This is a genomic window from Pseudomonas sp. NPDC078700, from assembly GCF_044542375.1.
Lineage (GTDB): Bacteria > Pseudomonadota > Gammaproteobacteria > Pseudomonadales > Pseudomonadaceae > Aquipseudomonas.
On record NZ_JBITUI010000004.1, the window covers coordinates 329876 to 354387 of the forward strand.

At 55.8% G+C, this 24512-nt stretch carries 20 protein-coding genes and 1 pseudogene; 11 read left to right on the forward strand and 10 right to left on the reverse strand.

Features of this window, described 5'->3' with window-relative positions; genetic code table 11:
* Nucleotides 1-205 precede the first annotated feature (205 nt).
* Genes ACIGCM_RS15650 through ACIGCM_RS15675 form a run of 6 tightly spaced genes read left to right on the forward strand, consistent with a single transcriptional unit; the run spans nt 206 to nt 4763 of the window.
* Nucleotides 206-331, forward strand: a complete 126-nt coding sequence (locus tag ACIGCM_RS15650) for a lipoprotein (protein ID WP_397503003.1) — start codon at nt 206-208, stop codon at nt 329-331.
* Nucleotides 332-340: 9 nt separating this feature from the next.
* Nucleotides 341-1588, forward strand: coding sequence for a diaminopimelate decarboxylase (lysA, locus tag ACIGCM_RS15655; RefSeq protein ID WP_397503004.1), 1248 nt, complete (start codon nt 341-343; stop codon nt 1586-1588).
* A gap of 5 nt (nt 1589-1593) precedes the next feature.
* Nucleotides 1594-2424, forward strand: coding sequence for a diaminopimelate epimerase (gene dapF, locus ACIGCM_RS15660; RefSeq protein WP_397503005.1), 831 nt, complete (start codon nt 1594-1596; stop codon nt 2422-2424).
* A complete protein-coding gene (locus ACIGCM_RS15665; protein ID WP_397503006.1) occupies nt 2421-3119 on the forward strand; it encodes a DUF484 family protein in 699 nt (232 codons plus the stop codon). The genes dapF and ACIGCM_RS15665 overlap by 4 nt, the downstream gene beginning before the upstream one ends.
* A gap of 49 nt (nt 3120-3168) precedes the next feature.
* The gene (xerC, locus tag ACIGCM_RS15670; RefSeq protein WP_397503007.1) at nt 3169-4065 is read left to right on the forward strand and encodes a tyrosine recombinase XerC; all 897 of its coding nucleotides are present in this window, start codon (nt 3169-3171) and stop codon (nt 4063-4065) included.
* Nucleotides 4062-4763, forward strand: a complete 702-nt coding sequence (locus tag ACIGCM_RS15675; RefSeq protein ID WP_397503008.1) for an HAD family hydrolase — start codon at nt 4062-4064, stop codon at nt 4761-4763. The genes xerC and ACIGCM_RS15675 overlap by 4 nt, the downstream gene beginning before the upstream one ends.
* Before the next feature lie 67 nt (nt 4764-4830).
* Here the strand turns inward: ACIGCM_RS15675 and sutA are convergent, their stop codons facing one another.
* From sutA to glnK, 4 genes are all read right to left on the reverse strand, one after another.
* Nucleotides 4831-5169, reverse strand: a complete 339-nt coding sequence (sutA, locus tag ACIGCM_RS15680) for a transcriptional regulator SutA (RefSeq protein ID WP_397503009.1) — start codon at nt 5167-5169, stop codon at nt 4831-4833.
* Between the two features lie 365 nt (nt 5170-5534).
* Complete coding sequence (locus tag ACIGCM_RS15685; RefSeq protein WP_397503010.1) at nt 5535-6785, reverse strand: ammonium transporter; 1251 nt, start codon at nt 6783-6785, stop codon at nt 5535-5537.
* An 83-nt stretch (nt 6786-6868) separates the two neighbouring features.
* Complete coding sequence (locus tag ACIGCM_RS15690) at nt 6869-8185, reverse strand: ammonium transporter (protein WP_397503011.1); 1317 nt, start codon at nt 8183-8185, stop codon at nt 6869-6871.
* Nucleotides 8186-8222: 37 nt separating this feature from the next.
* The gene (gene glnK, locus ACIGCM_RS15695; RefSeq protein WP_003096476.1) at nt 8223-8561 is read right to left on the reverse strand and encodes a P-II family nitrogen regulator; all 339 of its coding nucleotides are present in this window, start codon (nt 8559-8561) and stop codon (nt 8223-8225) included.
* A gap of 397 nt (nt 8562-8958) precedes the next feature.
* On the opposite strand from glnK, the gene ACIGCM_RS15700 reads away from it, so the two are divergent.
* The 3 genes from ACIGCM_RS15700 to ACIGCM_RS15710 all read left to right on the forward strand — a co-directional run bounded on the left by ACIGCM_RS15700 (nt 8959) and on the right by ACIGCM_RS15710 (nt 14818).
* Nucleotides 8959-9234, forward strand: a complete 276-nt coding sequence (locus tag ACIGCM_RS15700; protein WP_397503012.1) for an accessory factor UbiK family protein — start codon at nt 8959-8961, stop codon at nt 9232-9234.
* Between the two features lie 318 nt (nt 9235-9552).
* Nucleotides 9553-13164: an autotransporter outer membrane beta-barrel domain-containing protein gene (locus ACIGCM_RS15705; protein ID WP_397503013.1), complete on the forward strand. Its 3612-nt coding sequence runs from the start codon at nt 9553-9555 to the stop codon at nt 13162-13164.
* A 157-nt stretch (nt 13165-13321) separates the two neighbouring features.
* Complete coding sequence (locus ACIGCM_RS15710; protein ID WP_397503014.1) at nt 13322-14818, forward strand: YifB family Mg chelatase-like AAA ATPase; 1497 nt, start codon at nt 13322-13324, stop codon at nt 14816-14818.
* 14 nt (nt 14819-14832) lie between these two features.
* On the opposite strand, the gene ACIGCM_RS15715 is transcribed toward ACIGCM_RS15710, so the two are convergent.
* The 3 genes and pseudogenes from ACIGCM_RS15715 to ACIGCM_RS15725 all read right to left on the reverse strand — a co-directional run bounded on the left by ACIGCM_RS15715 (nt 14833) and on the right by ACIGCM_RS15725 (nt 17838).
* Nucleotides 14833-15693: a methyl-accepting chemotaxis protein gene (locus tag ACIGCM_RS15715; protein ID WP_397503317.1), complete on the reverse strand. Its 861-nt coding sequence runs from the start codon at nt 15691-15693 to the stop codon at nt 14833-14835.
* Nucleotides 15691-16809 (reverse strand): annotated as a pseudogene (locus tag ACIGCM_RS15720) (Cache 3/Cache 2 fusion domain-containing protein); the annotation flags it as partial. The pseudogene ACIGCM_RS15720 and the gene ACIGCM_RS15715, both read right to left, overlap by 3 nt.
* Before the next feature lie 108 nt (nt 16810-16917).
* On the reverse strand, nt 16918-17838 hold the full coding sequence (locus ACIGCM_RS15725; protein WP_397503015.1) for a LysR substrate-binding domain-containing protein: 921 nt from the start codon (nt 17836-17838) through the stop codon (nt 16918-16920).
* A 100-nt stretch (nt 17839-17938) separates the two neighbouring features.
* On the opposite strand from ACIGCM_RS15725, the gene ACIGCM_RS15730 reads away from it, so the two are divergent.
* The gene (locus ACIGCM_RS15730; RefSeq protein ID WP_397503016.1) at nt 17939-19267 is read left to right on the forward strand and encodes an NAD(P)/FAD-dependent oxidoreductase; all 1329 of its coding nucleotides are present in this window, start codon (nt 17939-17941) and stop codon (nt 19265-19267) included.
* An 11-nt stretch (nt 19268-19278) separates the two neighbouring features.
* Nucleotides 19279-20667 carry a NorM family multidrug efflux MATE transporter gene (locus tag ACIGCM_RS15735; RefSeq protein WP_397503017.1) on the forward strand — a complete coding sequence of 463 codons (1389 nt, stop codon included), beginning with the start codon at nt 19279-19281 and terminating at the stop codon, nt 20665-20667.
* A gap of 73 nt (nt 20668-20740) precedes the next feature.
* Here the strand turns inward: ACIGCM_RS15735 and ACIGCM_RS15740 are convergent, their stop codons facing one another.
* From ACIGCM_RS15740 to ACIGCM_RS15750, 3 genes are all read right to left on the reverse strand, one after another.
* The gene (locus ACIGCM_RS15740) at nt 20741-21679 is read right to left on the reverse strand and encodes an AraC family transcriptional regulator N-terminal domain-containing protein (RefSeq protein WP_397503018.1); all 939 of its coding nucleotides are present in this window, start codon (nt 21677-21679) and stop codon (nt 20741-20743) included.
* Between the two features lie 22 nt (nt 21680-21701).
* On the reverse strand, nt 21702-22532 hold the full coding sequence (locus tag ACIGCM_RS15745) for an oxidoreductase (protein WP_397503019.1): 831 nt from the start codon (nt 22530-22532) through the stop codon (nt 21702-21704).
* Between the two features lie 140 nt (nt 22533-22672).
* Entirely contained in the window at nt 22673-24349 is a 1677-nt protein-coding gene (locus ACIGCM_RS15750) for a putative bifunctional diguanylate cyclase/phosphodiesterase (protein WP_397503020.1), read from the reverse strand.
* Nucleotides 24350-24512: the final 163 nt, after the last annotated feature.

Here is a 24512-nt window from a genome sequence, read left to right on the forward strand (position 1 = left end):
ATGAACACTACTGCGCTCGAAAATACAGCGTTATAAACAGACGGAAAATGTTCAGTTAGAACACCTCTACTCCGCTGTTTCGCCTGTTAAAGCCTTGTCTTGCCTTCGCTTGTGACGTTTTCTGATGGCATTTTTAGCGCATAGGCAAGCCGCCGGGGGGCCGGTATACTCCTGTTCAATAGTGTTTTTTTACAAGGATTTCCACATGAAGCGGCTGATTACTGCCCTTATCGCGATTGTCGCTGTCAGTTCTGTGCTTTCAGGTTGTGGCCAAAAGGGCCCTCTTTACCTGCCAGACGACACCCAAGAACCTTCAGCGCAAACTCAATAAGGACGCTCTATGAACGCCTTCAACTACCGCGACGGTGAACTGTTCGCGGAAGGCGTGGCGCTGTCCGCCATTGCCGAACGTTTCGGTACGCCGACCTACGTCTACTCCCGCGCGCACATTGAAGCGCAATACAAAGCCTATGCCGATGCCTTAGAAGGCATGGAGCATTTGGTCTGTTTCGCGGTGAAAGCCAACTCCAACCTGGGCGTGCTGAACGTCTTGGCACGTATGGGCTCAGGCTTTGACATCGTCTCGCGTGGCGAACTGGAGCGGGTTCTGGCAGCGGGCGGCAGCCCCGAGAAAATCGTGTTCTCCGGCGTCGGCAAGACCCGTGAAGACATGCACCGCGCCCTGAGCGTTGGCGTGCATTGCTTCAACGTTGAGTCCACCGATGAATTAGAGCGCCTACAAGAAGTCGCCGCGCAGATGAATGTGACTGCGCCCATTTCTTTACGGGTGAACCCAGATGTGGACGCGGGTACTCACCCGTACATTTCCACAGGCCTCAAAGAAAACAAGTTTGGTATCGCCATCGCTGACGCCGAGGCCGTTTATGCCCGCGCAGCCGAGTTAGAAAACCTGCAGATTATTGGGGTCGACTGCCATATCGGTTCCCAGTTGACCACGCTGCCGCCATTCCTCGACGCGCTAGACCGCCTGCTGGTACTGGTTGATCGGCTTGCCGAGCGCGGCATTAGCCTCAAGCACTTGGATCTGGGTGGTGGCCTTGGCGTGCAATACCGCGACGAAGAACCGCCACTGGCGGGCGACTACATCAGCGCGGTACGCGAGCGCATTGCCGGGCGTGATTTGGCGTTGGTATTTGAGCCAGGCCGGTCGATTGTTGCAAACGCAGGCGTATTGCTGACTCAGGTCGAATACCTCAAGCATACCGAGCACAAAGATTTCGCCATCGTCGATGCAGCGATGAATGACTTGATCCGCCCAGCGCTTTATCAAGCCTGGATGGATGTTGTCCCGGTTAAACCGCGTGAAGGTCAAAGCCGTAACTACGACATCGTCGGTCCGATCTGTGAAACGGGTGATTTTCTCGCTAAAGATCGCCAACTGAATCTGGCCGAGGGTGATTTGCTCGCCGTTTGCTCCGCGGGTGCCTATGGCTTTGTGATGAGTTCCAACTACAACACCCGTGGTCGTGCTGCCGAGATTATGGTGGATCATCAGCGCGCGGTTGAAGTGCGTGCCCGTGAGACATTCAGCGAACTCTATGCGGGCGAAAGCCGTCTGCCGGAGTAACCTCAATGTTATTGCGTTTTACCAAAATGCACGGCCTCGGTAATGACTTCATGGTCCTCGACCTAGTCAGCCAGCATGCGCATATTCAGCCCAAAAACGCCAAGCAATGGGGCGACCGCTTCACTGGTGTAGGTTTTGATCAGCTGCTGTTGGTTGAACCGCCGAGCAACCCCGATGTTGATTTCCGCTACCGCATCTTCAACTCAGACGGCAGCGAAGTTGAACAATGCGGCAACGGTGCACGCTGCTTTGCGCGTTTTGTGCTGGATAAACGTCTGACGGCTAAAAAGCAGATTCGGGTCGAGACCAAAGGCGGCATCATTGAGCTTAACGTGCGCAACGATGGGCAGATCACCGTCGACATGGGCCCGCCGCGCCTGGCTCCTGAACAGATCCCATTTGTGGCCGACTCACAAGCATTAAGCTACCCAGTTGAGGTCGATGGTGAAACCGTCGAGCTGGCTGCGGTGTCGATGGGCAACCCCCATGCGGTACTGCGCGTAGATAACGTTGAGACCGCTGCAGTTCACGGCTTAGGCCCGAAACTCGAGCACCACCCACGCTTTCCGCAAAAGGTTAACGTCGGTTTCCTTCAGGTGATTGACCGCCAACGCGGTAAATTGCGTGTTTGGGAGCGTGGTGCAGGCGAAACCCAAGCCTGCGGTACCGGGGCTTGCGCGGCCGCAGTGGCTGCGATCAGCCAAGGCTGGATGGATTCACCAGTGCAACTAGAACTGCCTGGCGGCAAGTTGTTAATTGAATGGGCAGGTACTGGCCAGCCCGTTATGATGACCGGGCCCGCCGTACGCGTATACGAAGGACAAGTTCGCTTATGAGTGACCAGCAGGATTCACCGAAAACCCTCGATTCAGCCACTGTGGCCGCTTACCTGCGCCTGCACCCGGAGTTCTTCATCGACCACGATGATTTGATTCCAGAGCTGCGCATTCCGCACCAACGGGGCGACACCGTGTCTTTGGTCGAGCGTCAGGTAAACCTGCTGCGTGAGCGCAATATCGACATGCGCCACCGCCTGTCACAACTGATGGACGTGGCTCGTGACAATGACCGTTTGTTCGAAAAGACGCGCCGTCTGGTCCTCGACATGCTTGATGCGGCCAGTCTTGAAGAGCTTGTCAGCTGTGTTGAAGACAGCTTACGCAGTGAGTTTCAGGTGCCGTTTGTCAGCCTCATCCTGTTCAGCGACAACCCGCTACCGGTCGGTCGGTCGATGAGCAGCTCTGAAGCGCATCAAGCCATTGGCGGCCTGCTTGCCGGGGGTAAAACCATTTGCGGTGTATTGCGTGAACACGAGCTGGCATTCTTGTTCGGCAAGAGTGAAGCCGGCAATGTCGGCTCGGCCGCAGTGGTGTCGATCACCCATCAAGGCACCCACGGCGTGTTGGCCATTGGCAGCAGCGATCCGCAGCATTACAAAAGCTCGCTGGGTACGTTATTCCTCGGCTACATTGCCGAAGTGCTTGCGCGCGTGCTGCCACGCTTCGCCACCCCGCTACGTTCGGTTCGCTAACTGACCTGCGGCTGCAGCCGCAGGGTGCTTCGGCGCATCAGGAGTCACCATGCAAACTCGCATCGACGCCTACCTCGAACATCTGCGCAGCGAACGTCAGGTTTCGGCCCACACGCTTGACGGTTACAGTCGCGACTTGAGCAAACTGCTCGCTTTCAGTGAGCGTGAGCATTTAAGTGACTGGAACCAACTCGACACCTCGCGATTGCGCAGGCTGGTGGCCCATCTGCACATGCAAGGTCAGTCCAGCCGCAGCCTGGCACGCCTGCTTTCGGCAACTCGCGGGCTCTATCGTTACTTGATTCGCGAAGGCCACTGCCAGCACGACCCCGCCAGTGGTTTAATGCCGCCTAAAGGTGAGCGTCGCCTGCCCAAAACCTTGGATGCAGACCGTACCGGACAACTGCTAGACGGTGCGGTAGAAGACGACTTTATTGCCCTGCGCGACCAAGCCATGCTCGAACTGTTTTACTCTTCAGGCCTGCGTTTATCGGAACTGGTCGGCCTCAACTTGGACGGCCTTGATTTAGCTGACGGATTGGTTCGGGTGCAGGGCAAAGGCAACAAGACCCGCGAGTTGCCAGTCGGACGCATGGCCCGCCAAGCACTGGAGAACTGGCTGCCAATGCGTGCATTGAGCGCGCCAGCGGATGGCGCGGTGTTTGTCAGTCAAAAGGGCAAGCGCATTGGTGCCCGCGCCGTGCAATTGCGCGTACGACAAGCCGGGGTTCGTGAGCTCGGCCAGAACCTTCACCCGCACATGCTCAGGCACTCGTTTGCCAGTCATATGCTGGAGTCGTCGCAAGACCTGCGTGCGGTCCAAGAGCTACTGGGCCACGCCGATATTGCCACAACACAGATCTATACCCATCTAGACTTCCAACACTTGGCCACGGTGTACGACAGCGCCCACCCACGGGCTAAACGCAAAGGCAGTAGTGAATGACCATCAAGCTGATCACGTTTGACCTCGATGACACCCTCTGGGATGTGACCCCGGTGATGCAAGACGCCGAAGCCGCCTTGCGTAACTGGTTAACCATGTATGCGCCCAAGTTAGGCGCGGTGCCGGTCGAACATCTTTGGCAAATTCGTAATCAGCTACTTGAGCAAGAGCCTGCGCTTAAACATCGCCTAAGCGAGCTACGTCGACGCATTTTGCTAACGGCCCTACAAGGTGCCGGTTATGTCGAGAAAGAAGCGTCAGCGCTGGCTGAGGCCGGATTTCAGGTGTTTTTGGCGGCTCGCCATCAAGTCGAACTATTTGCTGAGGTGCATCCAACGCTTGAAGCCCTGGCCACTCGGTTCCAGCTCGGCGTAATCACCAATGGCAATGCGGATGTCCGCCGCCTGGGTTTGGCCGATTACTTTCAGTTTGCCTTGTGCGCCGAAGACCTGGGAATTGGTAAGCCTGACCCTAAACCTTTCCAAGAAGCCCTTAGGCACGCAAATGTCAGTGCCGAGCATGCGGTGCATATCGGCGACCACCCAAGTGATGATATCGCCGGTGCGCAAGCGGCTGGCATGCGTGCGATTTGGTTTAACCCACTCAACCGGACATGGCCTGACCAAGCGCCGCCTGACGGTGAAGTCAGCAGCTTGGCGCAGTTACCCGATCTGCTGAGCAGTTGGCCAGCACGCTAAGTTTCTACGGGACGTTCGACCACAAAAAAACCTGCACTCGGCAGGTTTTTTTTGCTGGCACGCCCGATTAAATAGGACGGCTACCGTATTTGCTGTCAGGCTTTTTCGGCGGATCAGAAACCACATTTGGTTCAACTTCTTGCACTTTACCGCCCCGTGCCAGAAATTCTTCCATGGCTTGCGCCAGAGAATCACGATCTTTTTGTTTAGCCTCGACGCTCGGAAGATCTTCAGGATCTACGGCAGCTTTAGCTTTTTTGCCTTTGCTTTTGCTGGAAGGGCTGGCAACGTCGTCATCGCTATCGTCGTCAACACTTGGGTCACCATCGTCAGACGCAGCAAGATCCTCACCATCGTCCTCGTCAGCTCCATCCAACTCTTCTTGTTCGAGATCTTCGTCGCTCATGTTCAACCTCATGAAATGCGAAAGCAGATTAGTTATAGCCCAGCGGTGTGAATTTCGTACACCACCAGCAAAAATTCAAATGCCCTTGCCTGATCAAGTCGCCTACGCGTCTTACCTCAGCTCGCTCGGGCCGAGCCCAGTCACTGCCAAAACACTGTGCTCAACGGCGCGCATTCTAGCGTGACTCCAGAAAAAACAAAGTAAAAGTAGCAGTTATCGCTGATTTAACAACCCTGCTAAAAAACTGGAAAAAAACCCAACTGCGCTATCTACCAAAGTAGATTCGCTAGCTGGGCTGTGGTGTTACGGGTGAAGCAAGCGCCGTTATTATTCAACCTGCAATGGCGCTCAGGTTTTCCAGAAAATTAAGACTTAGTAAATTCTGGGTAGGCTTCCATACCGCATTCAGCGATATCTACACCTTCGTACTCTTCTTCTTCGCTAACACGCAGGCCCATGACGGCTTTGATGATGGCCCAAACGATAAGGCTGGCAATGAATACCCAAGCGAAGATCGAAGCTATACCCAGCAACTGAGCACCCAGTGATGCATCAGGGTTGGTCAAGCAGACTGCCAGCAGACCCCATATGCCGCATACGCCGTGTACCGAGATGGCACCGACAGGATCATCAAGCTTGAGCTTGTCGAGGCCGATGATGGCGAACACCACCAGTACGCCACCCACACCACCGATCAGAGTGGCCTGCAGGGCACCAGGGGTCAGCGGCTCAGCAGTGATAGCAACCAGACCGGCCAAGGCACCGTTAAGGGCCATCGTCAGGTCAGCCTTACCGAACAGAATGCGAGCAACCAGCAACGCAGCAATCAAACCACCGGCAGCGGCCATGTTGGTGTTCACAAACACCTGAGCCACAGCGTTGGCATCTTCAATGGTGCTCATCTTCAACTGCGAGCCACCGTTGAAACCAAACCAGCCCATCCACAGGATGAATGTACCCAGCGTTGCCATTGGCAAGTTAGCACCAGGAATCGGGTTGATTTGGCCGTTCGCGCCGTATTTGCCTTTCCGAGCACCCAGCAGCAGAACACCCGCCAGAGCTGCAGCAGCACCCGCCATGTGCACAACGCCAGAACCTGCGAAGTCGAGGAAACCAGCAGAGTTAAGGAAGCCTGCGCCCCATTTCCAGAAACCTTGAACGGGGTAAATGAAACCTGTCATCACCACGGCGAAGGCCAGGAAAGCCCACAGCTTCATGCGCTCAGCTACTGCACCGGAAACAATCGACATACAGGTAGCAGCGAACACCACCTGGAAGAAGAAGTCCGAACGCAGCGAGTAATAAGGGGCGTCATCTCCACCAGCCAGAACGGCCTCAGGAGTGTGCTCGCTACCAATCAGGAAGCCGAAGCTCGGCAGAATGCCGCCTTCAGGGCTGGAGTACATGATGTGGTAACCGATGACCAGATACATAACGCTCGCAATTGCATACAGCGCGATGTTCTTAGTCAAAATTTCAGTGGTGTTCTTGGCGCGTACCAGACCGGATTCGAGCATGGCAAAACCCGCTGCCATCCACATTACCAATGCGCCACATATCAAGAAGTAGAAGGTATCAAACCCGTACGTCAATGCTGTCAATGCTGTGTTGTCCATATGTCACCTCGTGCCGTGCGCTTTATCAATAGCGCTATTCGGTTAAGGCGCCCGGGTGTTGGATCCGGGCGCACTCTGTGTGCTTACAGGTTGTAGCCACGCTCGTTATGCAGGGCGAGATCGAGACCGACAGTCTCTTCCTCTTCACTGACCCGCAGACCCATCACCACGTCGATCACTTTGAGAATCACAAAGGTCACAACTGCGGTGTAGATCACGGTGAAGATCACGCCTTCAAACTGGATCCAGAGTTGCGCTGCGATGTTTTCAACTTCACCGAAACCGCCCAGTGCAGGTGCTGCAAAGACACCCGTGAGCAATGCACCAACGATGCCGCCGATACCATGTACGCCGAAAGCGTCCAGTGAATCGTCGTAACCGAGTTTGCGTTTCAAGCTAGTTGCGCAGAAGAAGCAAATTACGCCTGCGGCCAGACCGATGATTAGCCCGCCCATTGGGCCTGCAGTTCCCGCAGCTGGAGTAATTGCCACCAGACCAGCAACCACACCGGAGGCAATCCCCAGTGCACTTGGCTTGCCGTGTGTCAGCCACTCAGCAAACATCCAGCCCAGTGCCGCAGCAGCCGTGGCAATTTGGGTGACCAACATGGCCATGCCCGCCGTGCCGTTCGCCGCCACTGCTGAACCCGCGTTAAAACCAAACCAGCCGACCCAAAGCATTGCCGCGCCAATCAAGGTGTAACCCAAGTTGTGCGGAGCCATTGCTGCGGTTGGATAACCCTTACGCTTGCCCAGTACCAAGCACGCCACCAGACCGGCCACACCGGCGTTGATGTGCACGACAGTACCGCCTGCGAAATCAAGTACACCCCAATCCCACAACAAGCCGCCCACGCCACCCCAGACCATGTGCGCCATTGGTGCATAGACCAAGGTGAACCAGGCAGTGATGAAGACCAGCATTGAGGAGAACTTCATGCGCTCAGCGAAGGCGCCGACAATGAGTGCAGGAGTGATGATCGCAAAGGTCATCTGAAACGTGATGAACACGCTTTCAGGAACCGCTGCTACCAGGCTGTCAGTCCCCAAACCGCTGAGGAATGCTCTAGACAAGCCGCCCACAAAGGAGTTGAAGTTAACAACACCTTCTTCCATACCAGTGGTGTCAAACGCCATGCTGTAGCCATAAATAACCCACAGCAGACTGACCAAACAGGTAACCGCAAAGCACTGCATCATTACGGACAGTACGTTCTTGGAACGCACCATGCCGCCATAGAAAAGTGCCAGGCCTGGAATAGTCATAAACAGCACGAATGCGGTGGCAACAATCATCCACGCGGTATCGCCGCTGTTCAGTACAACCTCGTCAGCCATAGCAACGCTAGGCAAAACAAGGGACAAAAGGGCTCCTAGCCCTGCGATCTTTCGCAGAGTCATGGTTTAACTCCTGGGGCGGGGTTTGGTTTTGGGTGGCTTAAATCGCGTCGGTATCGGTTTCGCCGGTACGGATACGAATCGCCTGTTCCAGGTTGACTACGAAAATTTTGCCATCACCAATCTTGCCGGTGTTAGCAGCTTTAGTGATGGCCTCGATGACACGATCCAGTTGATCGTCAGCGATGGCCACGTCGATTTTCACTTTTGGCAAAAAGTCGACTACGTATTCAGCACCACGGTACAGCTCGGTGTGGCCCTTCTGACGACCGAAGCCTTTGACTTCAGTAACAGTGATGCCCTGCACGCCGATCTCCGACAGTGACTCACGGACATCGTCCAACTTGAACGGCTTGATGATGGCAGTAACTAGCTTCATGTAACTCTCTCCCGTGTAAGGTGGACTTGCCCCAGGAATTGCAAACCCAGGTCAAGTCTAAGCGCAGTGTCTGGCTTTTGTAATGCATTGGCTGCTCTAACTTAGCAATTCCAATACCCACCCACCGCTCCTGACGGAACACTCCTGTGCCCCGTCTAACGGCATCAGTGCCTGTCTCACTTTGACCTAAGCAGAAACCTTGCCAAACATCGTAAAGCCGCTTTATTTCATGCACTTAGGCGCTAGAGCCAAGGTATCAAGCGCGTTTGCCAGGATTTAATGCACAACAACGGTGCATCGCCATCGTGCGCAGCGCGCAATTATCGTGCAGACCTCACAGCCAGTACGCTCGACGCTGCGTGTTACACTTTGGGCCTATCGCTATTGGAAGCTTGTTATGTTGCCACCAAAAATTCTGCTCGACGCCCTCACCGCCGGTGCTTCACGCCTGTTCAACGGTGATACACCGCTGCCCCGCGCTGAATTTGAGGCGCAGTTCAAAGCACTGATGCAAAGCGGATTCAGCAAGTTGGATCTGGTGAGCCGCGAAGAATTCGATAGCCAGATGGTTGTTTTAGCGCGCACACGTGCACGTTTGGAGGCACTCGAAGCCAAAGTCCTTGAACTTGAAGCTCATAACCAGCCAGCACCCGCCACAGAGCCCGGCCAGTAACAGGCCCGCAGTCTAGGACCGCGGTCACAAAGGTGACCGCAACCCAGTACCCACATATCAACCAACCCACTTAAGGGCATCCGATCGACGGCTAAAACAGCACGTCGACAGCCTGCGCTCGCCTAACGAGCCGCCAGCCCAACCACCTAGCTGATGCCAGCACAAAGCTCTACGCCCTAAGAATCTAAACAATTCTTGCAGGTGTCTTTGAGCACGATTCCCAGGGATAAAATCCTAGCAGCAACATCAGGCCTTCCAAGCAGACGGATTCCTGCGGCCCCGATGCGCCTCGAAGATATACGACAAAGGACGTCGATCATGAAGTGGATCAAGCAAAGCCCATCCTCCATTCCAGCCTTTCCCCTGCGAGCAGGATGGCAACTACAAAGCCTCTCATTCACTGCACTCTTAGTGCTTACCATTAGCGGTGCCAACAAGGCACAAGCAGCTTGCGTTACCCGCAATGGCGTGGGCGCTATTGAAGGTTCAGTTTGTACCAGCGCAGACAGCAACTTTGCCTCAAACACAATCAATGTACCGATTCGCAGCAACGCCAACAGTTCACTAACGCTGACAGCGCCCAACGTCACTGCCGAAGTATTACCGAGCACACCCAACGGCAACCGCGAAGTGGTATATGCCCGCAATGCCGCGTTGAGTATTGAGGGTAACCTGACCAGCATATTGAATGGCGCGCGCGGCACCGAAACCGGTCAACTCCTGCGCGCGGTGAGTACAGGCACAGGCGCTGGCTCAATTATTGTTGGCGGTAATACGCGCCTGGTCACGACACAAACAAATGCCATAGGCCTGGACGCCAATCGCGGCAGCATTTTGCTTAAAGGCAACCTAGATGCTGTCTCCCGCGGCCCAGCAGGCACCAGCAATAACCCAGCGGTTAAGCTTGAGCGGGGTTTACGGGCAAGCAATGGAGCAACCATCGAAGTCCAAGGCACTACCATGCTCGAGACAATCAGCCGTGCAATCGAAGCTAATGGCACCGCCGGTTCAAACATTGAGTTGAATAACCTCATCAGCAACTCAGCGGGCTTTGGCATTGTTGCCACCGGTCAGGATAACGCTGTGATTATCACCGGCCAGCAAGTTGCTATCAGCGTTAGCGGGGACAACAACGAAGGTATTTTCGTCGGCAATGGCGCCGATGTGATTATCGACCCGGCAGGTGGCAATACCCGCAACGGCGCAAACTCAACCATTGTGTTCAACAACCCCGAGGCATCCTTGACCACCCTTGGCGACAGGTCTGATGCATTGCGAGTACAGAACAGCAGAGGGGATGCACGCATCACTATTGCTGGCGGCACAATCAGTACTGGCACGGCCAACAGCGGTTTTGATTCAGAAGGCGCATTCGCTTTGGTTCGCGGCGGCCAGGGTGTTGCTCAAATTGACGTGAGTGGCGGCAGCATCACCACGTTTGCAGAAGAGGCTGAAGGCATCGCAGTTCAGGCCAGTAACTTTCGCCCTAGCCGCATAGATAACAACAGCATCATCAATTTCAGCGGCGGTAGCGTCACCACCCTCGGCAACAGTGCCGTCGGCTTACTCGCTCAGAGCGATGAACTGAGTAAAGGCAACGTCACTATTAATCAGTCCGGCGGCTCTATTAGCACCAGCGGCACCGGGGACTTTCAGCAGCTAAGCCACGGTATTCTGGCAGAGGCGACAGGATCGGGTAATAGTCTGATCAATCAGTCAGGCGGCACTGTGACGACAACAGGCAATAGCAGTCACGGCCTCTATGGTTACTCAATTAGTGGTGATGTCCAGGTAAATCAAGGTCCTATGGCAAGCGCTCGGGCAGACGGTGAGGATGCTTCGGCACTGGTTGCCCAAGCCGTCTCAGCCGAACAACGCTACAGCATTAATGTCGCCGGCCAGTTGCGTGGCGGTAGCGGCCAAGGGGCCGGTATTCGAACCAGTACTGAAGCCAATGGCACGGTTGACCTCGCGGCAACCGCCACTGTAAGTGCGGCCTCAGGCGTTGCAATTATCGATGGCAATGGCGACAGCCAGATCACCAGTGCCGGCAACATAATCGGCGATATCCAGACCAACGGCGGGAATGACCGTTTGCAATTGTTATCTGGCAGCACCACCCGCGGCGAGGTTCTGCTGGGCATGGGTGCCGACCGGGCAATAATTGATGCCAACGCAGATATTACCGGGATCAATCTGCTGGATGGTGGCGGCACTGTATATGACAACCTCCAAGGTGGCGGCGATATCCTGACCTTTACCGCTAGCAATCAAGCGGTAGCAGCCGAAAGCCTGCAAAACTGGGAAAAAGTCGTGCTCGACCCCGGCACTCACATCAGATTTAGCGGTACAGGCCTCAGGGTAGGCGGTAGCGATGATGCAATGGAGCGCGGTTTGGTGATCAGTCAGGGCGCGGCTGTGCATACCAGCCAGGCAAACTTTGTAGTCACCGGCGACGTTAACAACCACGGCGACATCGACCTTCAGAACGACAGCGCTACCGACCGGTTTGTTGTCGCGACCAACCCTGACGGCGCATCCGGCAATTATTATGGGGACAATGCCGGCCTGAAAATCGACAGCGTGCTCGACGATGATAATTCGCCAACCGATAAGCTAGTGATTCAAGGCAACGCCACAGGCAATACAGACATCCGCATCAACAACCTTGGTGGCACCGGTGCCCTGACGGACACCGGCATCAATCTGGTGCAAGTGGACGGCAACTCTGCTGGCACCTTCTCGCTAAATGGGGACATTCAGACCAAGGACAATCGCCAAGCAATTGTTGCCGGTGCCTATGCCTATACGCTGAACCAAGCAGCAGACGGCGATTGGTACCTAAACTCGACAATTGAGGACGCAACACCTCTATCCCCACGCGAACCCACAGCTCCAATAGCACCGTCGTCGCCGCGCTACAGCCCTGCTGCCCCGCTCTATCAGCAATATGGCCAGGCATTGCTCGACATGAACAGCTTGCCAACCATGCAGCAACGCGTCGGCAACCGCTACTGGAATGCCGCCAGCGGCGCGACTCAAAGCAGCACCACATCGACAATTGACGGCGAGCAAACCTACATCGAGAACGGTGCAGGTTGGGCCCGGGTTGAAGGCACCTATCAACGTAGCCGCAGCAATGCAGGGACCATTGATACCGACGCAGTCACCAACCGCTGGAAAATGCAGGCCGGACTCGACGCGTTGTTAAACGAGGACCAACAGGGCAATAAGCTGATTGGCGGCGTGACAGCGCACTACGGTACATCAGCATCACAGGTTGATTCATTTTTCGGTGACGGCAACATCGACAGCCGCGGCTATGGCGTCGGTTTGACCCTAACCTGGCTGCAGGAAAATGGCGTCTATATTGATTCTCAAGCCTCGGCGACTTGGTACAAAACAGATATCGACTCTGACGCAACCGATCGCCAACTGGCCACCGATAACAACGGATTTGGCTACGCCTTCTCGGTGGAAAGCGGCAAACAAATTGAACTCAACGACAGCCTGACCCTGACGCCTCAAGCGCAGTTGATTTACTCAAAAGTAGATTTCGACAGCTTTACCGATGCCTTCAACACCCGCGCTTCACTGGATGATGCCGACAGCTTGCGCTCGCGAGTTGGTCTTGCTTTGGATCATGACAGCCGCTGGCTGGATGACACCAACAAAATCCGGCGCAGCCACGTCTATGCAATCAGCAACCTCTACTACGAGTTCCTTGACGGCACTCAAGTGGATGTGGCCGACGTTAAATTCAAAAATCGTCCAGAACGACTCTGGACAGGGCTTGGTGTCGGCGGTAGCTATAACTGGAATGAAGATAAACTTTCACTCTACGGCGAAGTGTCGGTGGACTCATCAGTTAATAACTTCGGTGACAGCACCGCTGTAAATGGCACGGTCGGGGTGCGCGTGAAGTTCTGATTCGCGCACGGGCTGACTCGAATGCGGAGCCTTGTGGCTCCGTTTTTTATTGCCCCTAACAGGGCATGACACAACTAGCGATTGCCAACCCCCTCAAACGATGCTGTTACTCTGATGAAATCGCAGGAAGCGATGAGTTGAATACAAGGAACGAAGAATGTCGCTGGCCATAGTTCACAGTCGCGCCCAAGTGGGGGTTGATGCCCCAGCCGTCACCGTCGAAGCGCATCTGGCCAATGGCTTGCCATCGCTGGCCCTAGTCGGCTTGCCAGAAACAGCGGTCAAGGAAAGTAAAGACCGGGTACGCAGCGCCATCCTCAACTGTGCTTTTGAATTCCCTGCTCGGCGCATTACGCTCAACCTAGCACCCGCTGACCTACCTAAAGACGGCGGTCGTTTTGATTTAGCCATCGCGCTAGGCATCTTGGCCGCGAGTGGGCAAATCCCGGCGACGTCACTTGAGCACATTGAATGCCTAGGCGAGTTGGCATTGTCGGGCGAAATTCGCTCAATACAAGGTGTATTGCCAGCGGCACTGGCGGCACGTGGCAGTGGACGCACCTTGGTAGTGCCCAGCCTAAATGCCGAAGAAGCCAGTCTCGCCTCCGGACTGAAGGTGATTGCAGCGAATCATTTATTGCAATTGGCGGCACATTTTAATGGCTTGGAAGTGATTGAACCCTATCAATCCCAAGGCCTGCTCCGCCATAGCCAACCTTACCCGGACTTATCCGAAGTACAGGGCCAATTAGCCGCTAAACGGGCACTGGTAGTGGCGGCGGCCGGTTCACATAATCTTTTGTTTAGTGGACCACCTGGAACCGGCAAGACCTTACTCGCCAGCCGCCTTCCCGGATTATTGCCAAGCTTGAATGAACAAGAAGCGCTGGAGGTGGCGGCGATTCATTCCGTTGCCAGCCATACCCCGCTAACGGCATGGCCACAAAGACCTTTTCGAACGCCGCACCACAGCGCATCCGGCCCGGCCTTGGTCGGTGGAGGCTCACGCCCGCAGCCAGGAGAGATTACCCTGGCCCACCATGGGGTGTTGTTTCTTGATGAGCTGCCTGAGTTTGACCGCAAGGTGCTTGAGGTACTGCGCGAGCCTCTAGAAAGTGGCCATATTGTGATTGCCCGGGCCCGCGACAAGGTGCGCTTCCCTGCGCGCTTTCAACTGGTGGCAGCCATGAACCCTTGTCCATGCGGGTTTCTCGGCGATCCAAGCGGACGCTGTCGCTGCAGCAGTGAACAGATACAACGCTATCGGGCAAAGCTATCCGGGCCGCTACTTGATCGTATTGATTTGCAAGTCACAGTAGCCCGGGAGGCGACGGCCCTGCACGTACCAGAGAGCACTGGCAGTGAAACCGCAATCAGCGCCGCCCATGTAGCCAGCGCCCGCCGGCGGCAAATGCAGCGTCAAGGCTGCGCCAATGCCTTCCTTGATCTAGCCGGTCTACGCCAGCACTGCCCATTGCCAGAAGATGATCAGCGCTGGCTGGAGAATGCATGTGAGCGTTTAGCCTTATCGCTACGCGCTGCTCATCGGGTGCTCAAGGTCGCACGAACCTTGGCCGACCTTGAGGACAATACTGACATCAGCCGCCTGCATCTGGCTGAAGCGATGCAGTACCGCGGACATAGCCAGAACTGATACCACCATCCGAATTATTGAAAGCGTCCAACTTCATTGCGCAACTCACCTGCCAAGCTGTCGAGCTCGCGGGCAGTCTCTGCCAAGTTGGCGATGACTTGATGCTGCTCGCTGTTGGCCAGGGCAATACTTTGCAAGTTGCTGCTCAAGGCTGTCGCGGTGCTGCTTTGCTCTGAAGTTGCAGTGGTAATTGACGCAAACTGATCCCCCGCCATACGCGTTTGTTCAGCAATTTGCGCCAACGCCTCAACCACCCGGGTGTTAAGCAGTAAGCCTTCGCTCATCAGTAACTGACCTTGCTCCATGGTGCTGATAGCACTGGCTGTTTCGGTTTGAATGCTGCCAATCATGCTCGATATTTCAGTCGTCGCATCGCGGGTTCGCCCGGCCAGACTGCGAACTTCGTCAGCAACCACAGCAAAGCCTCGGCCTTGCTCACCGGCCCGTGCAGCTTCAATTGCCGCATTCAAGGCCAGCAGATTGGTTTGTTCGGCAATGGAGGTGATCACGCTGACAATGCCGCCAATCTCCTGCGAGCGCTTGCCTAGGCTATTGATAACCGTCGATGTCCCGTCCAGCGAGCCAGCAATTTGCTCAAGAGCCTTTGATGCTTCATCCATCGAGCTGCGCCCAATGCCGGTCTGCTTGGCGTTGTCATTGGCGAGGCGCTCGGTATGACGCATATTGTCGGCGATGTCCAAGGAGGTTGCGCTGAATTCCTCAACTGCACCTGCCATGCTGCTGATCTCGCCTGACTGCTGCTCAATGCCCTCATAGGCACCGCTGGAAAGCCCCGAGAGCGCTTGGGCGCGGCTGCTTACTGCCTGAGCTGAACTGCGAATACGCTCGACCATGCTCGCCAGTGCCTCACCCATTTGGTTGAAGCTGCTCGCAAGGTCAGTGATTTCATCATTGCCCTTGATCGTCGAGCGCGCACTTAAATCGCCAGCACCCAGCGCCTGGGCCTGTTTAACCAGTTGACCCAGTGGCTGCAATTTACGCTGCAGGAGCCAGATCACCGCAGCAACAGCCAAAACCAAGGCGATCAGGCTACCAATCGCCAATTGCCAGCCAAGGGACCAAGTCACTGCCTGAATCTCAGCCATCGGCATGCTTGCAACCACTTGCCAACCGCCAGCAGCAAACGGGGCTGTGACGCTGTAAAAATCTTGCTGGCCGTCATTCCAGATCATGCCCTGGCTAGGGGTTGATGCGCGCTCAATCAATTTCGCCGGCGCCGAATCCGAGTTTTTGGCGGCGAAGGGGGCAACCAGCCATTTGCCGCTTGCATCGAAAATCGCCAGGGATCCAGACTTACCGATACGGAAATCCTGCAGAGCAGCAAACTGACTGTTTTGCGTATCGGTGTAATCAAAGCCGACGAACAGCACAGCAATCACCTGACCCTGGCCATCAGTGACTGGCGTGTACTGGGTCATGTAAGCGCGATCAAACAGCAGTGCCCGGCCCACATAGCTCTGGTTTTGCAACAGGCGCTGATAAGCCGGGTGGTTGTGATCCAGCGCAGTGCCAATGGCACGACTGCCATCCTGCTTAGTGAGCGATGTGGTCACCCGCACGAACTCAGTGCCGTCACGGACAAACACCGTGGCCACGCCAGCGGTGAGATTTTTAAACTCATCGACCCGCTCAAAGGCATTATTGAGCCGCTCATCACCGGCATATAACGCTGGCGTCTGCACGCCAACCACATCGACTCGCTCCTCGGGTTTGATGACTATCCCCGAGTCAAAGCGTTTCTCGAATAGCCCTGCCAGACGCTGGGTACTCTCAAGCAAACTGGTGTTGAACGTGTTCAACTGATCGGCCATCAAGCGCGACTCGCTGGCCAAGTGCTCCTCACGAATCGCCACGTTGGCATCACTCAAGGAGCGCAAAGCAAATACTGTGCTGAGACTAATCAATACAGTCAGGATAATCGCCAAGGCCAACGCAAGTTGTCGAGTGATCGAGGAACGGGATGGATTCATAAAAGCTCCGAGAATACGAACACTGATGCGCCCCAAACCATCGGAGTCAACATCGCTGTATCGGCTTCATCGGCCCGGTGTTACAGAACTTAAGTACTGCTTAGCCGATTACTTAATCCATTCGACCTGCGGTAGACGCATGGCGGAAACTTCGCTGACAAGGTAGTCACGCAAGCGTTTAAACCGCTCTTGGTTTCGCCGCGCCTTGGGCCATACAAGGTAGTAGCTAAAGCCACTCGGTACAGCTGTCGGCCAAGGCAAACCAAGACGCTCTTGTTCGACATCCTCAGCGACCATCACCAGGTCGCCAATTGAAACACCATAACCGCGCGCAGCCGCCACCATCCCCAACTCCAGCGTGTCAAACACCTGGCCGCCGCGCAGGGGGACTTGCTCAATTAGATTCATCGCCTGCAACCACTGACGCCAATCGCGGCGGTCCGGGGTCGGATGCAACAACTCTGCATGTTGCAGTTGCGCCAAGTCCCAAACACCGTTGCGCGCAGCATCAGGGGCGCATACGGGGATCAGCCACTCGGCAAATAGCAATTCACTTTCCCAGTCATCGGCAAAGTTTCCGTTGCTCAGCAGTACGGCACAATCGAAAGGCTCATGCAGGAAGTCAACTTTATCGACATCCATCCAAGCGCTGGTCAATTGCACCTCGATGTCATCACTTTGCGCGCGGAACCGCGAAAGCCGAGCGAGTAACCAACGCATGGTCAGGGTCGACGGCGCCTTTAAACGCAATATTCCATCATCGGCCTGCAGGGGGGCACATGATCGCTCAAGGGCATCAAAACCCTCGCGCAAGCCGGGGAGCAAGGTCCGACCGGGTTCTGTCAGCTTAAGGCTACGCCCGCTGCGCTCAAATAGACGGCAGTCGAAATACTCCTCAAGCGTACGGACATGTCGGCTGACCGCACTTTGGGTGATAGCAAGTTCTTCGCCCGCCTGAGTAAATGAGCAGTGGCGCGCAGCAGCCTCAAAGGCACGCAGTGCGTATAAGGGCGCTAACTTTCGGCTCATGGATAACTAAAACTCATACTAAGCAGGGGTATTTTCATTTTGCAGTAAGCGGCTGCAATTTCCCATACTGAAAGCCTGAATACTTAATCTGGCACCTTTTATGTCACATGGCAGCTACCCCCTCCATCCAGCTATTAGCCACGCTGCGGCGTTGCCGCGCGAAGTCGATATTGTCATAGCTGGCTCTGGCATTATGGGCTGTGCAAGCGCGTACTATCTGCGTCAGAAAGGCTTGTCGGTGCTGGTCTGCGACAAAGCAGGGTTGGCCAGCCAGCAGTCTACCCGGGCTTGGGGCTTTGTTCGTCAGCAAGCGCGCGATCCGGCCGAAGTGCCCTTGATGATGGCCTCGATTGAACTGTGGAAACAGCTTGAGCATGAGTTGCAGTTACCTTTGGAATGGCGACAAGACGGCTGTATGTATCTGGCCGAAAATGATCAGCATCTGAACCAGTACCATGACTGGCTCGATGTTGCAGCCAGCCATGGTCTCGACACCCAGTTGCTCAGTAGTCGTGAGGTCGCCGCCAAGCTGCCGAGCCTGGCTAACCCAGCAAAAGGTGGATTATTCACCGCCAGCGACGGTCAGGCAGAGCCGCGTCGGGTCGCCCCAGGCTATGCATTGCGCGCTGCCGAGGCAGGCGTCGTATTTGCCGAAGGCTGCGGCGTCACCGCAGTGGAGCGGGCAGGCGGTGCCATCTGTGGCGTACAAACTGAACGCGGCTATGTAAAAACCTCACGCGTACTGATTGCTGCAGGTGCCAGCAGTTGGCGCTTGCTGGCACCGCTTGGGCTGGAGATCCCACAGCAGGCGCTGCGCAGCACTGTATCGCGCACTAGCGCGGTTCCAGATATTGGTGGCTGCAGTTTTATCGGCCATGGCATTGGCATTCGGCAACGCATGGATGGCAGCTTGAATCTTGCGGATGAAGCCCAGGCAGATATCGACCTGAGCCTGGACTTCTTGCGGGGTGCCTCTTGGTACTTACCGCTGCTGCCAGAGCACCATAGTAGCTTTCGCTTCCACCTCAACGGGGCGCTGTTGCACGACCTAAAATTGCGTCTGCGCGGCGAAAATAACGCCCTCGGCGAGCGCGACCCGCACGCCAGACCCGAGACCAGTCGTATACGCACGGCTGAAAAAGCCCTGGCACGAGCCTTTCCGGCATTGCACGAGGTGCGCGTGATCGAAAGCTGGGCCGGATTTATCGACGTATTGCCCGATGGCATACCCGTACTTGATGCGCCTAGCCACATACCCGGCTTGCTGATTGCCACCGGCTTTTGCGGTCACGGCTTCGCCATGGGGCCGATTGTTGGGCAATTGATGACGCAATGGCTGACACAAGGCGCTACTGCCCTGGATCTAAGCGCGTTTCGCAGCAGTCGCTTTGCTGACGGCAGCGCAGGCAAACCTTACTCACTTTTCTAAAGAACCCGCGCATGTCGAGCCCTAACCGTATTGAACTGTTGGCTATCCTGCGTCTATCTGGCCCGCTTATCGCTGCCCAGTTGGCGCATGTTTTAATGGTATTTACCGACACCGTAATGATGGGCCTGCTTGGCCCGGAAGAGCTGGCGGGTGGTGGGCTCGGCGCGGCGTGCTACTCATTTGTCTCGATTTTCTGCGTCGGCGCGATTGGCGCAGTCGGTAACCTTGTCGCCATCCGTCATGGTTCTGCGGATGCAGCTGGCGTTACTCGCTTGACTCAAAACGGCTTATGGATGGGCTGGGGCCTGGCCTTAATCGCGGGGCTTATTCTGTGGAACCTTGAACCCGCCTTGGAACACGCTCAACAAACACCAGAGAACGTTGAGCGCGCCATGCATTTTCTCTCGACCGTGGTATTTGCCCTGCCCGGCTACATGACCTTTATGGCGCTGCGCGGCTTTACCAGTGCAATCGGTCGGCCTGGACCGGTCATGGCCATCAGTATTGGGGGCGCGCTGGCGAACTTTATCCTCAACTACGCCTTGATCAAAGGCTGGTTTGGTCTGCCACCCATGGGTTTAGCTGGTATTGGCCTGGTCACCGCGATTGTGATGAGTGCCATGGCCTTGCTGCTGGCCAGGCATGTGATGCACCACAGTGCCTACGGTGCCTATCCATTGCAACGCGGCTTGTGGCAGCCCGACTGGCAAGAACTCAAAGAGCTGATCCGTCTTGGCTTACCCATCGGCGGCACCTATGCGGTTGAGTCAGGATTATTTGCCTTTGCTGCGCTGTGCATGGGTGCGCTGGGCAGCACGCAGATGGCCGCGCATCAAATTGCCCTGCAATCGGTGTATGTCGCGTTTATGGTACCGGTCGGCATTTCATATGCGGTCACCTTTCGGATAGGCCAGCATTATGGCGCAGGGCGCTTACTTGAGGCGCGGCGCAGTGGTCGGCTGGGCCTGATGTTCGGTGCCACCTGCATGCTCGGCTTCGCCTTGCTGTTTTGGCTGGCACCACAATGGGTCATTGGCTTGTTTCTCGACCGCCATGACCCCGCGTTCCAGTCGATTATCGCGCTCGCCATAAGCCTGTTGGCCATTGCCGCCTGGTTTGAACTGTTTGATGGTATTCAAACCATCGCCATGGGCGCGATCCGTGGCCTAAAAGATGCCAAAACCACCTTTTACACCGGCCTTGTTTGTTATTGGCTAATTGGTGCACCCATGGCCTGGACACTGACATTCGTCTTCAACTGGGGGGCAGCAGGGGTGTGGTGGGGACTGGCCAGCGGCCTTGCCTGTGCGGCGATTGGCCTGAGCCTGGGCTTTGAATGGAAAACCGCACGGATGCTGGAACGAGACAGTTTGCAAGCCGCCTGCAGTAAGCCGGTTTAGCCCGTTCGCTCATCGCGGCCAACGACTGCAACATGGAACGAGGGCTTCAGCCAATACCAGCGGCAAGGCAAAACTAGTGTGAAGACACGTAGATAGAAGGCATGACAGGTGCAGGCAGCGCATACGCTGCCTTCATCCACTCGACCTCTGCATGGGGCGTGCGCCCGAAAAAACGCTTAAATTCCCGACTGAACTGCGACGGACTTTCGTACCCCACGTCGAAGGCCGCCGATGCCGCGGACATATCGTTACGCAGCATCAACAACCGAGCCTGATGCAAGCGTGTCGATTTCAGGTATTGCATGGGCGAGGAGTCGGTGACGGCTCTGAAATGCAGATGGAAACTGGCAATACTCATACTGGCCTCCTGCGCCAGGGCCTCGACATCCAGCCGTTGCTGGTAGCAGCTGTGTATCTTGCGAATGGCTCGAGTCACTTTTGCGAAATGCCCCTGCCTGCTCAACGCCGCTCGCATCGAGCCGCCTTGCTCACCCGCAATTATGCGGTAGTAGATTTCCCGCACCAACGATGGACCAAGGATCTGTGCCTCGACCGGATGGTTCATCGCCTCGAGAAAACGCAGTGTTGAGTCGCGCAACATGTCATCCATTGGCGATGAATACATGCCTTTTGGCTGCGCCTGTGTAGGACCAAATGTCTCGTCAATTTCCAGAATCAACTCGCCGGCGAGCTTGAAATCCAAGCGCATATACACCGCAAGCATCGGCTCCAGCTCACTGGCGTCTGTCTCCATGGTAAAAGGCACAGGTACGGACACCACAAGATAGTGCTGGGCGTCGTACACATAGACATCGTCACCCAGGTAGCCTCTCTTGCAGCCCTGGCACAGGATGACAATGCCTGGATCATAGAGCACTGGCGTGCGATTCAGGGGCCGATTAGAGCGCAGGAAGCGTATGTCTTCCAGCGGACTCAAGTTGTAACCTTCCAGCGGCGCCAACTGCTCCATCAGTTGCACCATGCGCCGAGTACGCGATGCACCATGACTCATATGCAACCCCTTCTAGCGAAGCTCAACCATCTGTAGAGCGGGCCAGTGTTTCCCAGTGTTCGATATCACCCAGACGCTGTACAAGCGCGTCGCGCACCAGGTTCAGCGCATCGCTGCCGAGCAGCAAGTGGGCGGGTGGAGAGGCACTGGCGATCAGTTGCAGCATGGCTCGCGCAGCCTTTTGCGGGTCGCCTAATTGTTTGCCGCTTTTCTCTTCACGCGCTTTGCGCACCGGGTCAAAGCTTTCATCGTAGTCGGCAATACTGCGCGGGGTGCGCTGCATCGAGCGGCCCGCCCAATCGGTGCGAAACGAGCCTGGTGCTACAGCAGTGACGAAGATATTGAAAGGCTTGAGCTCTTTGCTCAACGTATCGGAGACGCCCTCAAGTGCGAATTTGCTTGCACAATAATAGGCGATACCGGGCATGGTGATGGTGCCGCCCATGGAGGTGATATTGATGATATGCCCACTGCGGCGCTGACGAAAGTAAGGCACAAATGCCTTGGTAACCGCTACTGCGCCAAACAGATTAACGTCGAACTGGTGTCGCATTTCGTCCAGTGGCGACTCTTCGAATATACCCTCATGGCCGTAGCCTGCGTTGTTCACCAGAACATCCACCGGGCCATATTGCGCCTCGACCTCAGCGACCACGGCGTCGATCCGGTCAAAGTCGGTGACATCGAGGATGACGCCGTGGGCATCGGCTGAAAGCGCCTCGAAAGCATGCAGTGCAGCAGCATCACGAACCGTACCCACGACCCGGTGTCCATCAGCCAGCGCCTCAGCTGCAAGCGCTTTGCCGAAACCACTACTGATGCCCGTGATAAACAAGGTTTTAGGGTTGCTCATGCGCGTGTCCTCTCGGTTGACAGGCGACCATGGTAATAAGCCAGACCACGCCGACCAATGCCGGATAATCTGCGAGGATTGCCTATTCCTATCACGCCCAAGAGGGGGCATTCACTGACTGCCGCGGAAGGGCCTGTTGTTTATTTTTTCTGACTAATGCCTGGCAGAACATTCCGCACACCGTAAACCAGAAACTTCGCCAGCTCACTCAGTGGAATCGCCTTGCTGATCAAAAAGCCTTGGGCTTGGTCACACCCGAACTGGCGTAACATTGCCAGCTGCTCGGTGTTTTCAACCCCCTCGGCGACCACCTGCAAATTGAGGTTGTGCGCCAAATTGATCATTGCCCGCACCAATAAGCGGTTCTCTGCGCGATCGCACATGCCACCGACAAAGCTTTTATCGATCTTCAACAACGTGATCGGCAGGCTATTGAGGTGCACGAATGACGAAAACCCTGTGCCAAAGTCATCCAGCGAGAAGCGCACGCCGAGCTCACCCAGCGCCAGCATAGTCTGACGCACATGGTCGCTACGACGCATGATAGCGGTCTCGGTCAGTTCAAACTCCAGCCACTGCGCATCAATCCCACGCTCATCAATTAAACGCTTGAGCGTTGGCAATAGCTGGCTGTCCTGGAACTGCCGGAAGGACAGATTGACCGCCATGTGCAGCGGCTCAAGCCCCCGCCCTCTTAACCATTGCATGTCCCGCAGCGCGCGGGAAATGACCCAGTAACCCAGTGGAACGATTAGGCCGCTTTCTTCGGCCAGCGGTACAAACTCATTGGGCGAGAGCAAGCCGCGGGTTGCGTGACGCCAACGCACCAACGCCTCGATCCCAACAATCGAGCCGGTTTTCAGGCACAAACGCGGCTGATAATGCAATTCCAGCTCATCGCGACGCAGTGCCCGCCGCAGTTCACTTTCGAGGTCTGCTTGGCTGCGCGCATTGTGATTGATCCGCTCATCATAGATGTACGACGTGCAGCCCTGATGATTCTTAGCCTGTTGCATGGCAATGTGTGCATGCCACATCAAAGGGTCAGGCCCAGCATTGGCGCGAGCATGGGCAATCCCAAGGCTACAGCCGAGCATCAGGCTCTCGCCATCGACCCAGTAAGGCTCGGCCAAGACTTCGGTCAAGCGCTCAGCGAAACGCTCAGCTCGCAGCACATCACGCCGGGTATCAAGCAGCAGTGCAAACTCATCGCTGCCTAAGCGAGCCAGTTGATCGCCCGACTGCAGAATCGACTTAAGCCGCGCAACCACCTGCAGGATTAAATTATCACCCGCCTGAAAGCCCAAAGCGTCGTTAACGTGGCGAAAGTTATCCAAGTCCAGGTGACCGAGCGCCAAGCCGCGGCTTTCGGCGGCTGCCAAACGTGCGGAAAGCAGGGTCTGAAAACCTTGGCGATTGGCAATGCCAGTCAAGGCATCTTGTTCGGCCAACCGGTTAAGGGTGTGCTTGAGCGAGCCTTGCTCACGTGCGTAGCGCAGGCAGCGGCGCAACACGTCTTGGGTTAGTTGTGAGCGGACCAGCCAATCGTTAATGCCTTGCGGTTCATCGTCAGGCTCTTGCTCAAGCAACAAAATAATCGGTAATGGGCAAGCGCCAAGCGCTGGCTGGTGACTGCGTGTGGTCAGCAATACAGCGTTAATGTGGCTAGCAAATAGGTTGCGCGCAATGTCCCATGAGGGTGCGGATACAAGCGAGTACGCCCCATCCATAGGCTTAAGGCATTCATGCAACAACGCAGGCCAGGCAGAGTCCTCGGCAAGCAGGATCAGCGTTAAGGGCTCGACGAACGCAGACAAACAACCTCCCCAAAAACAAAAATGATGCGGCGGTTCCTCCGCCAAATGCGCCGTTATCGGCGTCTAATCTGCACATCCCTGCTGCGCTGACGCATCCTGCTCTAAAGTCGAGCCTTCGACAAGTGCCGTACTTATCAGGCTAACGGCTTATCCGCCGCTCTCA

What these genes read in the sequence shown, in the direction of transcription:
- ACIGCM_RS15650 (WP_397503003.1), top strand. Translation starts at nt 206, where the DNA reads ATGAAGCGGCTGATTACTGCCCTTATCGCGATTGTCGCTGTCAGTTCT.
- lysA (WP_397503004.1), top strand. Translation starts at nt 341, where the DNA reads ATGAACGCCTTCAACTACCGCGACGGTGAACTGTTCGCGGAAGGCGTG.
- dapF (WP_397503005.1), top strand. Translation starts at nt 1,594, where the DNA reads ATGTTATTGCGTTTTACCAAAATGCACGGCCTCGGTAATGACTTCATG.
- ACIGCM_RS15665 (WP_397503006.1), top strand. Translation starts at nt 2,421, where the DNA reads ATGAGTGACCAGCAGGATTCACCGAAAACCCTCGATTCAGCCACTGTG.
- xerC (WP_397503007.1), top strand. Translation starts at nt 3,169, where the DNA reads ATGCAAACTCGCATCGACGCCTACCTCGAACATCTGCGCAGCGAACGT.
- ACIGCM_RS15675 (WP_397503008.1), top strand. Translation starts at nt 4,062, where the DNA reads ATGACCATCAAGCTGATCACGTTTGACCTCGATGACACCCTCTGGGAT.
- sutA (WP_397503009.1), bottom strand. Translation starts at nt 5,169, where the DNA reads ATGAGCGACGAAGATCTCGAACAAGAAGAGTTGGATGGAGCTGACGAG.
- ACIGCM_RS15685 (WP_397503010.1), bottom strand. Translation starts at nt 6,785, where the DNA reads ATGGACAACACAGCATTGACAGCATTGACGTACGGGTTTGATACCTTC.
- ACIGCM_RS15690 (WP_397503011.1), bottom strand. Translation starts at nt 8,185, where the DNA reads ATGACTCTGCGAAAGATCGCAGGGCTAGGAGCCCTTTTGTCCCTTGTT.
- glnK (WP_003096476.1), bottom strand. Translation starts at nt 8,561, where the DNA reads ATGAAGCTAGTTACTGCCATCATCAAGCCGTTCAAGTTGGACGATGTC.
- ACIGCM_RS15700 (WP_397503012.1), top strand. Translation starts at nt 8,959, where the DNA reads ATGTTGCCACCAAAAATTCTGCTCGACGCCCTCACCGCCGGTGCTTCA.
- ACIGCM_RS15705 (WP_397503013.1), top strand. Translation starts at nt 9,553, where the DNA reads ATGAAGTGGATCAAGCAAAGCCCATCCTCCATTCCAGCCTTTCCCCTG.
- ACIGCM_RS15710 (WP_397503014.1), top strand. Translation starts at nt 13,322, where the DNA reads ATGTCGCTGGCCATAGTTCACAGTCGCGCCCAAGTGGGGGTTGATGCC.
- ACIGCM_RS15715 (WP_397503317.1), bottom strand. Translation starts at nt 15,693, where the DNA reads ATGGGTGAGGCACTGGCGAGCATGGTCGAGCGTATTCGCAGTTCAGCT.
- ACIGCM_RS15725 (WP_397503015.1), bottom strand. Translation starts at nt 17,838, where the DNA reads ATGAGCCGAAAGTTAGCGCCCTTATACGCACTGCGTGCCTTTGAGGCT.
- ACIGCM_RS15730 (WP_397503016.1), top strand. Translation starts at nt 17,939, where the DNA reads ATGTCACATGGCAGCTACCCCCTCCATCCAGCTATTAGCCACGCTGCG.
- ACIGCM_RS15735 (WP_397503017.1), top strand. Translation starts at nt 19,279, where the DNA reads ATGTCGAGCCCTAACCGTATTGAACTGTTGGCTATCCTGCGTCTATCT.
- ACIGCM_RS15740 (WP_397503018.1), bottom strand. Translation starts at nt 21,679, where the DNA reads ATGAGTCATGGTGCATCGCGTACTCGGCGCATGGTGCAACTGATGGAG.
- ACIGCM_RS15745 (WP_397503019.1), bottom strand. Translation starts at nt 22,532, where the DNA reads ATGAGCAACCCTAAAACCTTGTTTATCACGGGCATCAGTAGTGGTTTC.